Annotated in this window: 11 protein-coding genes; 3 read left to right on the top strand and 8 right to left on the bottom strand. The window is 66.3% G+C overall.

The annotated features are described in order from the left end of the window. The first annotated feature begins 87 nt into the window (after window positions 1-87). A complete protein-coding gene (locus PO883_RS04370) occupies window positions 88-5,253 on the top strand; it encodes a RecQ family ATP-dependent DNA helicase (RefSeq protein ID WP_289308640.1) in 5,166 nt (1,721 codons plus the stop codon). A gap of 362 nt (window positions 5,254-5,615) precedes the next feature. Here PO883_RS04370 and ggt read toward each other — a convergent pair whose 3' ends face one another. From ggt to rpoH, 5 genes are all read right to left on the bottom strand, one after another. Then, on the bottom strand, window positions 5,616-7,364 hold the full coding sequence (gene ggt, locus PO883_RS04375; RefSeq protein WP_289308641.1) for a gamma-glutamyltransferase: 1,749 nt from the start codon (window positions 7,362-7,364) through the stop codon (window positions 5,616-5,618). A 6-nt stretch (window positions 7,365-7,370) separates the two neighbouring features. Beyond that, window positions 7,371-7,793 carry a hypothetical protein gene (locus tag PO883_RS04380; protein WP_289308642.1) on the bottom strand — a complete coding sequence of 141 codons (423 nt, stop codon included), beginning with the start codon at window positions 7,791-7,793 and terminating at the stop codon, window positions 7,371-7,373. 129 nt (window positions 7,794-7,922) lie between these two features. Continuing rightward, window positions 7,923-8,657, bottom strand: a complete 735-nt coding sequence (locus PO883_RS04385; RefSeq protein WP_289308643.1) for a PEP-CTERM sorting domain-containing protein — start codon at window positions 8,655-8,657, stop codon at window positions 7,923-7,925. A 177-nt stretch (window positions 8,658-8,834) separates the two neighbouring features. After that, on the bottom strand, window positions 8,835-9,332 hold the full coding sequence (locus PO883_RS04390; protein ID WP_289308644.1) for a PEP-CTERM sorting domain-containing protein: 498 nt from the start codon (window positions 9,330-9,332) through the stop codon (window positions 8,835-8,837). A 245-nt stretch (window positions 9,333-9,577) separates the two neighbouring features. Beyond that, window positions 9,578-10,477: an RNA polymerase sigma factor RpoH gene (gene rpoH, locus PO883_RS04395; protein WP_167088354.1), complete on the bottom strand. Its 900-nt coding sequence runs from the start codon at window positions 10,475-10,477 to the stop codon at window positions 9,578-9,580. Window positions 10,478-10,870: 393 nt separating this feature from the next. Here rpoH and PO883_RS04400 point away from each other — a divergent pair, with 393 nt between their 5' ends. Continuing rightward, window positions 10,871-11,026: a hypothetical protein gene (locus PO883_RS04400; protein WP_289308645.1), complete on the top strand. Its 156-nt coding sequence runs from the start codon at window positions 10,871-10,873 to the stop codon at window positions 11,024-11,026. A 95-nt stretch (window positions 11,027-11,121) separates the two neighbouring features. Further along, window positions 11,122-12,063, top strand: coding sequence for an Rpn family recombination-promoting nuclease/putative transposase (locus PO883_RS04405; protein WP_289308646.1), 942 nt, complete (start codon window positions 11,122-11,124; stop codon window positions 12,061-12,063). Between the two features lie 164 nt (window positions 12,064-12,227). Here PO883_RS04405 and ftsX read toward each other — a convergent pair whose 3' ends face one another. The 3 genes from ftsX to ftsY are packed head-to-tail and all read right to left on the bottom strand — an operon-like array spanning window position 12,228 to window position 14,977. After that, on the bottom strand, window positions 12,228-13,148 hold the full coding sequence (gene ftsX, locus PO883_RS04410; RefSeq protein ID WP_289308647.1) for a permease-like cell division protein FtsX: 921 nt from the start codon (window positions 13,146-13,148) through the stop codon (window positions 12,228-12,230). Continuing rightward, window positions 13,145-13,819 carry a cell division ATP-binding protein FtsE gene (locus PO883_RS04415; protein ID WP_289308648.1) on the bottom strand — a complete coding sequence of 225 codons (675 nt, stop codon included), beginning with the start codon at window positions 13,817-13,819 and terminating at the stop codon, window positions 13,145-13,147. Before PO883_RS04415 ends, ftsX begins: the two co-directional genes overlap by 4 nt. 6 nt (window positions 13,820-13,825) lie before the next feature. After that, window positions 13,826-14,977: a signal recognition particle-docking protein FtsY gene (gene ftsY, locus PO883_RS04420; RefSeq protein ID WP_289308649.1), complete on the bottom strand. Its 1,152-nt coding sequence runs from the start codon at window positions 14,975-14,977 to the stop codon at window positions 13,826-13,828. Window positions 14,978-15,030 lie beyond the last annotated feature (53 nt).

A 15,030-nucleotide genomic window follows, 5' to 3' on the forward strand; every position in this document is an offset into this window, starting at 1 on the left:
TGATGAAGTGCCCGCTGCTAGAATCGCGCTCAGAACAGCAAGCGAGGATCCGCCCGCGATGCGACACTCTTCATTGCAAAGCGTTGTATGACCCTTGACCTTACCCGCGTGCCCGCGCAGCCGGACCCGCCAGCGGCCGCCATCACGCCGCGCTGCCTCTCGATCGACCTCGAAGTGGGCCTGAAAGATGGCCGCATCCACCAGTTCGCGGCCGTGCGGGGCGACACCGGCGATGCCATCGTGTTCACCAAAGGCGACTTGCACGCGGCGCTGGCGCAACTCGACGACTTCGCCGACCCGGTCGCCTTCGTGCTCGGCCACAACCTGATCGCGTTCGACGCGCCGCACCTGGCCGCCGCCGCGCCGCAGCTGCGCCTGCTCAAGCTGCCGATGGTCGACACCCTGCGCCTGAACCCGCTGGCTTTTCCGCGCCATCCGTACCACCATCTGGTCAAGCACTACAAGCACGGCCAGCTCCAGCGCGGCAGCCTGAACGACCCCGAAGGCGATGCCCGCCTGACCCTGCAAGTGTTCGCCGACCAGCTGGCCGCTTTTCGCGAGATGCAGGACGGCGCGCCCGACCTGCTGCTGGCCTGGCACTGGCTCACTACCAGCGCCGCCACGCTCTCGGGACTGAACTCGCTGTTCATGATGGTGCGCCGTGGCGCGCGGCCGGGCGACATCGAGGCCATGGCCGCGATCCTGCGCCGCCTGGAGGGACAGGCGTGCCTGGTCCAGGCACGCGCCATCGCCGCCGATGCCCCCACCCTGGGCTGGGCGCTGGCGTATGCGCTGGCCTGGCTCGCGGTGGCCGGCGGCAGCTCGGTCATGCCGCCGTGGGTGCGCCACCAGTTCCCGCAAGCGGCCCTGCTGGTGCGGCGCCTGCGCGATACGCCGTGCGCCGATGCGGCCTGCGCCTGGTGCCGCGAGCGCCACGATGCGCGCCATGAGCTCAAGCGCTGGTTCGGCTTCGACGCGTTCCGCCCCGAACCCTGCGACGCCCAGGGCCGTCCGCTGCAGGAAGCGATCGTCGACGCCGCCATGCGCGGGCGCCACCTGCTCGGCATCCTCCCGACCGGCACCGGCAAGTCGCTGTGCTACCAGATTCCGGCCCTGTCGCGCTACGACAAGACCGGCGCCCTGACGGTGGTCATCTCGCCGTTGGTGGCGCTGATGGCCGACCAGGTGGCCGGGCTGGAAGGGCGCGGCATCGGCTGCGCGGTGGCGATCAACGGCCTGCTGTCGATTCCCGAGCGCGCCGCCGCGCTGGACCGGGTGCGCCTGGGCGACGCCGGCATCGTCATCGTCTCGCCCGAGCAGTTGCGCAGCCCCGGCGTGCGGCGCGTGCTGGAACAGCGCGAGATCGGCGCCTGGGTGCTGGACGAGGCGCACTGCATCTCGAAATGGGGCCACGACTTCCGTCCCGACTACCGCTACGTGGGCCGCTTCATCCGCGAACGCGCCGCGCACGGGGCAGGTGGGGGCGAGATTGCCCCGCTGCTGTGCCTGACCGCCACCGCCAAGCCGGACGTGGTGGCCGACATGCTGGCGCATTTTCGCGACAAGGTTGGCATCGAACTGGCCTTGCTCGACGGCGGCGCCAAGCGGGTCAATCTGTCGTTCTCGGTGGTGCCGACCACGCAGGCCGAAAAATTCGCGCACATCCACCAGTTGCTCGACGCCGAACTGCCTGCGCACGCGCCCGGCGGCGCCATCGTCTATTGCGCGACCAAGAAACAGACCGAGGAAATCGCCGCTTTCCTGCGCCAGAAAGAGGTGAGCGCGGGGCACTTCCATGCCGGCTTGCGCGGGCGCGACAAGAAAGACCGGCAGCAAGCCTTCATCGCCGGTGAGCTCAAGGTCATCGTCGCCACCAATGCCTTCGGCATGGGCATCGACAAGCCGGACGTGCGCCTGGTGATCCACGCCGACATTCCCGGCTCGCTCGAAAACTACCTGCAGGAAGCCGGGCGCGCCGGACGCGATTGCGGCGCCGCCCTGTGCGTGCTGCTGTACACGGTGGAGGATGTGGAGCGCCAGTTCGCCATGTCGGCGCGGTCGCGCCTGTCGCAGCAGGATATCCAGGTGGTGCTCAAGGCGATCAAGCGCCTGGAGCGCAAGAAGCCTGGCGACGCCGACATCGTCGCCACCGCCGGCGAGATCCTGACCGAAGACGCCGACGGCGACTTCGCGCGCGACTCCACCACCGACGACACCCGCGTGCGCACCGCCATCGCGTGGCTGGAAGAAGCCAGGCTGCTTACGCGCGAAGAAAACCAGGTGCAGATATTCCCTTCCTCGCTGCGCGTGGCCACCCTGGAAGAAGCCGAAAAAAAGCTGGCTGCCTACCCGCTGTTCAAGGACAAGCGCGACGCCTTGCTGGCGCTGGTGGGAGCCTTGATCGGCGCCGATGCCGACCAAGGCATCTCCACCGACGAATTGATGAATGCCTCGGGCCTGTCGGCCGAGAAGGTACGCGCCGCCCTGTATGAACTGGAGCAGTACAAGATCGCCAGCAACGACACCGCGCTGACCGCCTTCGTGCATGTGGCGGTGGAGATGTCGTCGAAACGCTTGCTCGAACAAGCCTGCGCGCTCGAAGTGGCGCTGCTCGACGCCATGCGCGAAGGCGCGCCCGACCTGGCCAAGGGCGGCGCGTCGGTGCTGCACCTGCGCCACGCCAGCCAGCGTTTGAAAGACGCCGGCCTGGCCTGGGCCTTGCCCGAAAAGCTGCTGCGCATCGTGCGCAGCATCGCCAACGACGGCCATGGCGACGATGGCGTGGGCAGCTTCGGCGTGCGCCAGCTCGATGCGGAGAGCGTGCAGATCACCTTGCAGCGCAGCTGGAACCTGATCGCCAGCAGCGCCGCCCTGCGGCGCGACGGCGCGACCAGGCTGCTGGAGCATCTGGGCACCTGCCTGCCGCCAGGCGCGCGCGGCAACGACCAGTTGGCCAGCACCACGCTCGGCCAGCTGCTGGCGTCGATCGAGGGCGACCTGGAGCTGGCGGGGCGGTCCAGGTCGTGTCCCAAGCTGGTTGACCGTGGCCTGCTATGGCTGCACGAGCAGGGCGTGATCCGCCTGAACAAAGGCATGGCGGTGTTCCGGCCGGCCATGACGATCCGCCTGGCGCCGGAACGCCGCGGTTTTTACAAGGCCGACTTCGCGCCCCTGCAACTGCACTACAGCGAGCAGGTGGTGCAGATCCACGTGATGGCCGAATACGTGCAGCGCGGCTTGCAGAAGATGGCCGACGCCCTGCAACTGGCGATGGATTACTTCAGCATGGAGCGCGATCAATTCATCGCGCAATGGCTGCCCGCGCGCGCGAAGGAACTGGAACGCCAGACCACGCCGGCGTCGTGGCGCGCGATCGTCGACAGCCTCAATAACACGGCCCAGCAAAGGATCGTGGCCGACGACCGCGAGCGCACCAACGTGCTGGCGCTGGCCGGTCCCGGGTCGGGCAAGACGCGCGTGCTGGTGCACCGCATCGCCTATCTGGTGCGGGTGCGGCGCGAGAATCCGCGCGCCATCCTGGTGCTGACCTACAACCGCCACGCCGCCGTCGAAATCCGGCGCCGCCTCGCCGCGCTGATCGGGGCGGACGCCAACGGCGTGATCGTGCTGACCTGCCACGCGCTGGCGATGCGCCTGGCCGGCATCAGCTTCGAGAAACGCGGGGCGGCCGCCGACGACCTGCTCGGACAAGTCATCCCGCAGGCGGTGGCCTTGTTGAACGGAACCGGCCTGGCGCCGCAGGAAGCCGACGAACAGCGCGACCGCCTGCTCGGCGCGTTTCGGGCGATATTGGTGGACGAATACCAGGACATCGGCCCGGACCAGTACGCGCTGATCTCGGCGCTGGCGGGGCGCAACAGCGCCGACGAGGATGCGCGACTGAGCCTGTTCGCGGTCGGCGACGACGACCAGAACATCTACGCCTTCAATGGCGCCTCGGTCGACTTTATCCGCCGCTTCGAACAGGACTACAGCGCCAAACCGGCCTACCTGACCGAGAATTACCGCTCGACCCGGCATATCATCGACGCGTCCAACGCCATGATCGCGCCCGCCAGCGGGCGCATGAAAAACGAGAACCCGATCAGCATCGACCGCGCGCGCGCCAGGGTCGATGCGGGCGGCGTGTGGCAGGCGCGCGACCCGGTCGGCCAGGGCCGCGTGCAAATGATCGACGCCGGCGCCGACGATGGCAGCCAGGCGCAGGCCATCATGGCGGAGCTGCGCCGCCTGGCCGCACTCGACCCCGATTGGGACTGGGCCGGCGTGGCGGTCATCGCGCGCGAGTGGAAAACCCTGGAACCGCTGCGCACTTTTTGCATGTTAAACGCCATCCCGGTGCAGCTGGCCAATGAAGAAACCGCGCAGTTCTGGCGCCTGCGCGAAACCCAGGCGCTGGTGCGCTGGCTGCGCGCCGGCGGCGCGGCGCTGGTCGACACGGCCGCCATCGAGGCCTGGCTGGGCACCCAGCCGCAGGGCACCTGGCTCAGTCTCTTGCGCCAGGCGGTCCAGGAGTATGCGCTGGAGACGGGCGGCGCCGAACTGCCGGTGGCGCATTTCATCGAATGGCTGGCCGAATGGGGCCGCGAAGCGCGCCGCCGCCAGGGTGGCTTGCTGCTGCTGACGGCACACCGTTCCAAGGGGCTGGAGTTCGACCACGTGGCCGTGGCCGACGGCGACTGGACCGCACTCAGTGCCAACGAAGACGCCGATGCGCCGCGCCGCCTGTACTACGTGGCCATGACGCGCGCGCGCCAGACGCTGACCCTGGCACGCTTCGCGCCGTCGCGCAGCCGCACGGCCAATCTGCTCGACCAATTGGCCGACGCACCATGCCTGCTGCGCCGCGCGCCGGTGGTGGTGGCCGCGCCAGCGGGCGCGCTGCGGCGCCGTTATTTGCAGCTCACCTTGCAGGATGTCGATATCGGCTTCGTCGGGCGGATGGCGCCGGGCGACCCGGTCCACCGCGCCATTGCCGCGCTGCGCATCGACGACGCGCTGCAGCTACGCGAAGGCAAATCCAGATGGGAACTGGTGACGGCAGGCGGCGTGGTGGTGGGACAGCTGGCCAGGTCGTTCAAGCCGCCGCCACATCTGCGCTGGAGCGCGGGCCGGGTGGCCGCGATCCTGGTGCGCCAGGCCGCTGACGACGAGACCGGGTACCGTCGCCTGGCCCGCTGCGCGCAGTGGGAAGTGGTGCTGCCCGAACTGGTGTTTGACGCAGCTTCCTGAGATTGCCTGAAAAGCTTGACCAGGCTGCCCGGCCGCACGTGCGCGCCCGGATTGCCGGAGCTGTTGCTCAGCGAAGGCCGGCTGGCCGCCGCCGGCGTCGTGTTTTGCGTGGTCATGGGGTTTGCCTTGCTGCGGCGTTTGTCGCGCGCTCCGTGGTCAGTGCGCGGCCAAGGTGGGCGCAAGGCCGGGACGGCCAGGTGGTCTGCGGCGGGACGCTATGCGCGCTCGCTGGTGCGCGCCTTGCTGCGCGAACTGGCCGGCTGCCGGGCGGGGATCAGCCTGTTTACCCTGGTGCTGGCGTTCGGGCTCGGCGCCGCCGGCGCCGCTGGCGTTTCCGGCCGGCCGCATGGCTTGAATGGCGCTCAGTGGGCGCTTTTCTGGACCAGCGCGCTGCCCACGCCGTGGCGCTTGCCTTCGCTCACTGCCGTCACGGTACCGTCGGCATTGAACACGATGGCATTCGCCGCGCCGATTTCTTCCGGTTTGGCGCGCCATTTGTAGCCGAGTTTTTCCAGCGCCAGCGCCTGGGCGCCGCCGGCAAAGCCGGGCTCGGCGTCGGTAGCCGCATCGTTGCGCTGGCTCAGGCGCGGGGCATTGATGGCCTGGTCCATCGGCATGCCGAAGTCGACGTGGTTGACGATGGTTTGCAGAACGGTGGTGATGATGGTCGCGCCGCCCGGACTGCCGACCGTAAACGCCGGCTTGCCGTTGCGCAGGGCGATGGTCGGCGCCATGCTGCTGCGCGGACGCTTGCCCGCTTCCGGCACGTTCGGGTGCGGGCCGCTGAAATCGAAATCGGTCAGTTCGTTATTGAGCAAGAAGCCGTAGCCCGGCACCACGATGCCGCTGCCGCCCCAGGACTCGATGGTGAAGGTGTAGGCCACCACATTGCCTTCCTTGTCGGACACGGCCAGGTGGGTGGTGTGGGCGCTGTCGGCCAGCAGGCGCGCGGCCTGCGGACGCTGCGGCACGCTGGGGTCGTTCTGGAAGGGATACGGGTCGCCCGCCAGCACCTTGGGGCCGGCGCGCTCGGCATTCATCTGGGTGCGCCGGCGTGCCGCGTATTCCTTGCTGAGCAGGCCGGCCACCGGGGCGTCGACGTATTCGGGATCGGCCAGGTAGGCGTTGCGGTCGGCAAAGGCCAGCCGGCTCGCTTCCAGGTACAGGTGCTCGGCGCTGGCGCGCGGCAGGCTCTTGAGCTTGTAGCCCTCGAGCAGGTTGAGCGCTTCGCCGATGGCGATGCCGCCGCTGCTCGGCAGCGCCATGCCGTACACCTCGTAGCCGCGGTAGGTGGTTTTCACCGGCTGGCGGATGCGCGCTTCGTAGTTGGCCAGGTCGGACAGGGTCATCGCGCCGGCGCGCACGCGCACGCCGGCGGCCACCGGCGGCCTGGCCACGGCGTCGACGATGGCACGCGCGATCGGTCCCTGGTAAAAGGCTTTCTGGCCCTGGGCGCCGATCTCGCGGTAAGCCTTGGCCATGCCGGGGTTCTTCAGCAGGGTGCCGACCGGCAGGGGCTTGCCGTCTTTCAGGTAGAGGGCGCTGCTGCTGCCAAACAGCGAGAATTTTTTCTGGTTGTCGGCGCTCATGCGGTGGAAGTTGTCACTCACCATGAAGCCCTTGGTGGCCACGCCGATGGCCGGCGCGAGTACCTGCTTGAACGACATGGTGCCGTAGCGGCTCAGCGCTTCATGCCAGCCGCGCACGGTGCCGGGCACGCCGACCGAGGCGCCGCTGGCGAGCGTGGCGTCGACGTCGCTCTCCTTGCCGTTTTCCTGGAACATGGTGGGGGTGACGCTGGCCGGCGCCGTTTCGCGGTGATCGACCGTGATCACGCGCTTGTCCCTGGCCAGGTAGATCATCATGAAGCCGCCGCCGCCGATGCCGCAGCTGTAGGGATCGGTCACGCCCAGGGTGGCGGCCGCGGCGACCGCGGCGTCGATCGCATTGCCGCCCTTGTCGAGTATGGCCATGGCCGCTTGCGAAGCCTGTTCGCTGATGGTGGCGACCGCGCCGCCGGTGCCGCTCGCCACCGGGGTCCTGGCATGGGCAAGGGGAATGACGAGGATGATGGAACAGGCGAGGGCGAGGCGGCGGGCGGCGTGGGTCATGTGCTCTTATGGGCTTACTGGTGAAAACTGGTATATGTTCAGGGTGACCGCTAGTTCCGGGTCGGGCGGTATGTTGCTGGGCGACCGAGGCGGCGGGTCTTTGGCCAGCACGATGAACAGCCCGGGCTGCTGCACTGATTTATGGGCCCGCGCGCGTGATGTGAGCGCAAACGGCTCGACCGCGCCGGTGGGAAAGGTCAGCGTGAAATAAAAGGCGATCTCGCCGGCCCAGATGCAGATCACGTCGGGCGGGCAGCGGCTGTCTGCGAAGCTCTCGTAGCGCAGGTTGGCGCCCTCCGCGATGGTGCTGGTCTTCGGCATCAAGGTAATGGTGATCATGTTGGGATGTATTGATTCTTCCTTCGCGGGCGCGGCGTTGCACAACGCACACACCCAGACGGCGGCGAACGCGAAAATCAACTTGTTCATGATGGCTCCTCAGTAGTGGAAAGCCGATCATAGATCATATCAATTTCGTCGCTATGTGGCCGCGCAATTGACGAGTTATGGCGCCGTACATACCCGCCGGCAAGGCAGGGGCCGTCCAGGCCCCGGGTATTACGCTTGCGCCACGCTGTCCTGCAGGCGCAAACGGGTGCGGCGGGTCAGGCCGATCACGGCCAGGCCGAGCGCCAGCATGGCGTAGGTTTCCGGTTCCGGCACGGCCGTGGTGTAGACGGTCAGGGTCGGGTTGAGCACGCTCAGGCCAGCCCACGAATCCTGGCGCTGGACTACGCCATCCGGCGTGGTCCAGACCGCCGGGGCGGCGAACAGGGTCATGCTGCTGTTCAAGGAGATGGTCAGCATGTCCCTGAGCGTCAGGTTGGCGGCGCTGAACACGAAGGAATCGTTGCCATTGAGCTTGTTGACGCTGCGGTTGCCCTGGTTGCTCCAGTCGTTCGCGCCGCTGGCGATCAGGCTGACCGAACCGCGGTTGCTGGCCATGCCGGCGCCAGCGCCGCCGCCTGGCGGCACGGCAGGGTCGAGGGTGCCGGCGAAGCTGGCCGAAAAGGAATAGCCGGTGACCTGGTAGCCGGCACGCACCGCGAACGTCATGTCGGCCGAGTAGGCATTGCCGTCGGCATCGCTGGTGTTGAGGGACATGCTGTTGGCAAAATCACTGAAGCGGATGGTGGTCGCGCCAGCCACGTCGGACACGAGCACGTCGGCCAGCGTCGAATCGGGATTGGTGAACGTGAAGCCGGTCGCTTCGATGACGGTCGGCGCAGCCGATGCCGTGGCGGAGGCAAAAGCCAGCGCCACTGCGCCCATCTGCAATTTAAACAAGTTCATTGGTCGCATTCCTCTTCATTGTCACATCGACGAACGCCGCAACGGCGCACCAGGCTTGCCATCATAAGCGAGGGCCGGCTGGCATCAAAGTAAAACATTGTAAGAAAGATATTTGGCGCGCCGAGGCAATCGCTGAGCACGCCCGGCCGCCAAGGGGAGCAGCGGCGGCCCGGCCGTTCATGCGTCGAGGCTGTCCTGCAAGCGCTTGCGGGTGCCGCGCGTGAAGACGATGACGGCCACGCCGACGGCGAGCATCACATAGGTTTCCGGTTCCGGGACCGACTGCGAGGCCACGCTCGGGCGCGCGCTGGCGGCGCTGAAACCGCTCCTGGCGTCCTTGGCATAGTTGGCGCGTACTTCCGCAAAGCCGTGGCGCGTGCCGGAGCCGCCCCACGCGGGCACATTGCCGTTGGCGTAGGCACTGATGGCGCCGCTCAAGTCGGCTTCGCCGGCGAGCGCGGCCTCGCCCGGACGCCCGTGCATGGCGCGGGTGACATCGCCCAGGCTGAACGCGCCAACGCCGCGGCTGTCGGCCAGTTCGATGCCGGCGTGCTGAGCATAGCGTTTGCTCATATTGTTCAGGGCCGGGGACTCGATCAGGGCCGGTGCGGCGCCGGCCAGGCCGGGCGCCAGCACCAGGACGGCCAGGCTTCGTGTCCATGTAAAGTGTTTCATTTGCTGACTACCTATTCATGTTTGGCTGTGAAAAAGGCTGTGACGGCGCGCGGGGCAGCGCTCGGGGCCCATGTTATTGCCGCGCTCAGACACCGGCACGGTATGCATGATACGTCAATCTCGGATTATAAATATGTAATCAAGTGTATTGACTTGTACAAGCTTGACGCTTTGTACTGACGAAAAAAATGCCGCCTAGTCTACACCAGGCGGCATCGGCGCGGGGGCGCCAGGCGTGCGCGGGCTCAGATATAAGCCGACAACGCACTTTTCATTTTCTTCAGGGCAGCACTTTCGATCTGGCGGATACGCTCGGCGGAGACGCCGAATTCGTCCGCCAGCGCGTGCAAGGTGGCGCCGGAACCGTCGTCGTTGGCCAGCCAGCGCGCTTCGACGATGCGGCGCGAACGGGCGTCGAGCTTGCCCAGCGCCGTTTCCAGGCCTTCCGATTGGAGGCGCGTGACCTGTTCAGCTTCGAGCACCTTGGTCGGCTCGGACAGGTCCGACGACAGGTAGGCGATCGGCGAGAACTTGTCGTCTTCGTCATCGGTCGGCGCTTCGAGGGCGATGTCGCGGCCCGACAGGCGCGTTTCCATCTCGATCACTTCTTCGCGCTTGACGTCGAGCAGCTTGGCCAGCGCATCGATCTGGGTTGGGGTCATGGCATCGAGGCCCTGCTTGTTGCTGCGCAGGTTGAAGAACAGCTTGCGCTGGGCTTTGGTCGTCGCGACCTTGACCAGGCGCCAGTTCTTCAGGATGTACTCATGCATTTCCGCCTTGATCCAGTGCATGGCGTACGACACCAGGCGCACGCCCTGGTCGGGATCGAAACGCTTGACCGCCTTCATCAGGCCGATATTGCCCTCTTGAATCAAATCGGCGTGCGGCAGGCCGTAGCCAAGGTAGCCGCGCGCGATCGACACCACCAGCCGCAGGTGCGACAGCACCAGCTCTTGCGCGGCGGCGAGATCGTTATTTTGTTGCAGGCGTTGAGCCAGGGAAATCTCTTCCTCGTGGGTCAGCATCGGCAGGCGGTTGACCGCCGAAATATAAGCGTCGATATTGCCCAGATTGCCGGTGAAACCGAGTCCTAAAGCACGATTGCCGGTCGGAACCAATGCGGATTGTGCGGACAACGTCATCATGTATTTCCTCGTAGAGTGTCTGTGCTGCATCATCGAATGCCCGGGCCGGATGCGGGTCCGGGGCGACTGTTGCGGTCTGATGCCAGCGGTGGCTTCGGGGATTCCCCGCCATGCAAGACCCTATATTAGCACTCTCTCGTGTGGAGTGCCAATGCCGAGAATATATGGCGGCGATAGCGAAATGATATTACTTAGAGGCAAGCATAAATTCGCAAGTTTCACTCTAGTGGAGGGTGCCATTTGTCCTTTGATCCAGATCAAATTTGCGGCGCGGCCGATCGCCATGCGTTTGCGCCAGCGCAGTATCTAAACCCGGTTCCAGTGTCGCCGATCAGGGGGATCGCCTCTGTTCGTTTACGCACGCAAGGCGCTCGTCGCATGTCAGGCCGCGCCATGAATCCGATCATTATCATGGACGGTGACGACAATGACAACGATCTGTATGGCGGGGCCGGGTCGGATACGGACATGATGTTTGCCAAGGCAGGCGGCGCGGATTGCTCATCAAAGCATAGGCGAAGGCCGCCAGCAGCAAGCGCGCTGGTGTGAGCACCCTGGATAGTGCGTCTCGCGCCGCGAGCGCCGGCCCCGCACACGCCTGAGGTAGCGCAAAGGAAGGGCGGGGACGCTCGCTACAATGCGCCATGCCCGCCCTTCACGACCTCGGATACCGTTCGCTGTTCGCCCACCCGGAACTGGTGCGCGACCTGATCACCGACTTTACTTCCGCCAAGCTGTTCGACGAGATCCCGCTGTCGGCCTTCGAGCGGGTCAATCCGGCGTATGTGAGCGAGCGCTTGTCTGCACGCCAGGACGATCTCGTCTGGCGCGTGCGGCTGGGCGACGAGTTTCTTTACGTGTACATCCTCCTGGAATGCCAGTCCGGCGTGGATCGCTGGATGGCGCTGCGCATGCAGACCTACATCGGCTTGCTGTACCAGGACCTGATCAAGGGCCACGCATTGTCCCCTGGCCTGCTGTTGCCGCCGGTGCTGCCGCTGGTGTTCTACAACGGCTTGCCGCGCTGGAGCGCCAGCACGGACCTGGCCGGCCTTCTCATGCAAGTGCCCGCTGAACTGGCCGCATTGCAGCCATCCCAGCGCTACGTGCTGATCGACCAGCAGCGCCTGGACAGGACAGCGTTGGAAGCGAATGCCAGCCTGCTGGCGCTGTTATTTCGGTTTGAACTTTCAGTCGGTCCCGATGTCTTAGATCAGGTTATACCTGCCCTGAAAACGTGGTTTGCAGCTGCGCCCCAAGCCAGCCTGCGGCGTTCGGTTCGGGTGTGGATCAATGCTCTGCTGGCGCGCGGAGCCAGCGAACGGGCATTGGTGGTGGTTGACAGTCTGGAGGAGGGTGCTGACATGAAAGGTAAGCTTGACACCTGGGCCGAGGAGTTCGAGGAACTCGGCTTTCAAAAAGGATTCGCGTTGGCGGAGAAAGCCAAGGAAGATGGCAAGGCGGAAGGGCAAGGCGGAAGGGCAAGTCGTTACCCTTCGCGCGGTGCTGGGCAGCCTGTTGCGCAGCCGCTTCGGCGAGTTGCCGGCGCCGGCAACGCAGCGCATCGCTCAGGCCACGCAGGCTGAGCTTGAACAGTGGTTCGAGCGCAGCCTCAATGCGCCCAGCCTGCAGGCGGTGTTTGACGCTGGCACGACTTCCACGTAGTCCGATATGTCATGAGTAGAGCTTGGCGCTTGCGCCGCGAGGTGCGTGAAAGGCCAGGCAGATACTCATTGGCGACCTATCCTGGCTAGCGCAAACGCGCCAGATGCCTGCGCACCGACAGTACCGCGCCGGCCAGGCCGAGCGCGGCGCTGACGGCCAGCAGCACGCCCATCGCCACCGGATTGAGCGGCGCCAGCTGGAAGGATGAACCGTACAGGCGCGCGAACTCGCCGATGGCCGTATTGAGAGGCTGCAATGACAAGGTCACCGCGCCCAGCGCCACGCCGCCGGCGCACAAGCCCAGCAAGCCGCCGGTGTAATAGAAGGGACGGTGGATGAAGCCGTCGGTCGCGCCGATCAGTTTGCTCACGGCGATCTCGTCGCGCTGGGTCAGCACCTGCAGGCGGATCGTATTGAATACCACGGCAATGACCACCATGCCGAGGGTCACGGCCAGCAGCAGCAGGATCAGGCGCAGCACGCGCAGCAGGGCGGCCAGGCGCTTGACCCAGGCCGAATCGACCTGCACCGCGTCCACGCCCGGCAAGGCGCGCAGGCGCGCGGCGATGGCGTCGACGCTGCCCGCTTCGCTCACGCTGCGGAAGCTGTCGAGCTTTAACACATAGCCGTCCGGCAGGGGATTTTCGCCCAGCGTGGCCAGGACGTCGGCCAGGCCGCTCTTGCTTTTCAGGCTGTCGAGCGCCTGTTCGCGCGGCACGAACACGATGCGCGACTTGGGATCGGCCAGGATCGCGCGGATCGCCGGTTCCAGTGCCTGCGCCTGCTCGCGCGTGGTCTCGGCCCTGGTGAAAACGCTGATTTCCGGCTCGACCGACAACTGCTCGGACATCGGGCGCACATTGTCGAGCAGGGTCAAGCCGGCGAACGGCAGCGTGAGCGCGATGGCGACCACGATCACATTGAACAGGAAGCTGAGCGGCGACTTGCCCAGCTGGCCGAGCGCCGAGCCGATGGCGAAACCGTGTTGGCGGAACCAGCGCTTCATGTGGCGTCTCCCACCACGGCGCCATGGTCGAGCCGGATCACGCGCGCGCTGCCCTGGCGTGCGGCGTCGTACAGCACCAGTTCGTCATGGGTGGCGATCAGGCAGGTCACGCCCACCGAATGAAAGGCGCGCAGGGCGTCGAGCACCTTGTCGGCACTGGCGCGGTCGAGGTTGGCGGTGGGTTCGTCGGCCAGGATGATCTGGGGCCGGTTGACGATGGCGCGGGCAATCGCCACGCGCTGCTGTTCGCCGCCCGACAATTCGAGCGGCCTGGCCAGCGCGCGCCCCTCCAGCCCGACTTTTTCCAGCGCGGCGCGGGCCCGCAGTTCGGCCTCGGCCTTGGAGGCGCCGGTGACCAGCAGCGGCAGCATGGTATTGGCCAGGATCGAGCGGTCGGTCAGCAGGCGCTGCTGCTGGAAAATCAGGCCGAGATTGCGCCGCAGATAGGGCAGGCTGGCATTTTTCATGCGCCCGATATCCTGTTCGTTGACCAGTACGCTGCCCGAGGTGGGGCGCTCCATGGCCGCGATCATCTTCAGCAGGGTCGACTTGCCGGCGCCGGACGGGCCGGCCAGGTAGACCAGTTCGCCGCGCGCGATGTTCAGGGTCACCTCGCGCAGGGCGGTGGCATCGGCCGAGTAGGTTTTGGAGACGCAGCGAAATTCGATCATGGGCGCTTATCCCAGCAGCGCCTCGACGAATTCGTCGGCGCTGAACGGTTGCAAGTCTTCGATCTTTTCGCCGACCCCGATGAAATACACGGGAATCGGGCGGGTACGGGCAATCGCGGCCAGCACGCCACCCTTGGCGGTGCCGTCCAGCTTGGTGATCACGAGGCCGGTCAGCTGCAAGGCATCGTCGAAGGCCTTGACCTGGGCCAGGGCGTTCTGGCCGGTATTGCCGTCGATGACCAGCAGCACTTCGTGCGGGGCGCCATCCATGCCCTTGCCGATCACGCGCTTGATTTTTTTCAATTCTTCCATCAGGTGCAGCTGGGTCGGCAGGCGGCCGGCCGTGTCGACCATGACCACGTTCATCTTGCGCGCCTTGCCGGACTGCACGGCGTCGAAGGCCACGGCGGCCGGGTCGCCCGATTCCTGGGCGATCACGGTGACGTTGTTGCGCTGGCCCCAGACCATCAATTGCTCGCGCGCGGCGGCGCGGAAGGTGTCGCCGGCGGCCAGCAGCACCGATTGCTCGTATTTCTGCATGTGCTTGGCGAGCTTGCCGATGGTGGTGGTCTTGCCGGCGCCGTTGACACCCGCGATCATCATCACCAGCGGTTCGTGGCGGCCCAGTTCGAGCGGCTTGACGAGCGGGCGCAGCATGTCGGTCATGAGCACCTTGAGCGCGGCCTTGACGGCGGCCGCGTCGAGCAGCTTGTCTTCTTTTACCTTGCGCCGCAGTTCGGTGAGCAGGTAGTCGGTGGCATCCATGCCGGCGTCGGACATCAACAGGGCCGCTTCGAGTTCCTCGTACAGGTCTTCGTCGATGCGGGCGCCCACGAACAGCAGGCTGAGGTTGTTCGAGGTCTTCGACAAGCCCGCTTTCAGGCGCGCCATCCAGGAACTTTTGCTGTCGGCGTCGTTGCCGAGGCGCTCGGCGGTTTCCGCAATCAGTTCGCTGCTTGCGGCGGGTGCCGGCGGCGGCGCGACGAAGGTCGAGGTGCTGCCGTAACGGCGTGACGACGGTGCGGAAGGCGCCTGCGCGGCGACCGGCGCGGGCGGCACGACTGGCGCGGGCACGGCCGGTAGCGGCGGAGGAGGAGCGGGCTGCGGTGGCGGCGGAAGATCGGGAGCGGGCGGTTTTTTCTTAAAAAAACTAAACATGGGAGTGTGTTGGAGGGCGCAGCATGCTGATGCCCGGCGGCGCCGGGCACGAC

Origin of the sequence: Massilia sp. DJPM01, assembly GCF_030348125.1 — a bacterium.
GTDB classification, from domain to species: Bacteria; Pseudomonadota; Gammaproteobacteria; order Burkholderiales; family Burkholderiaceae_D; genus Telluria_A; species Telluria_A frigida.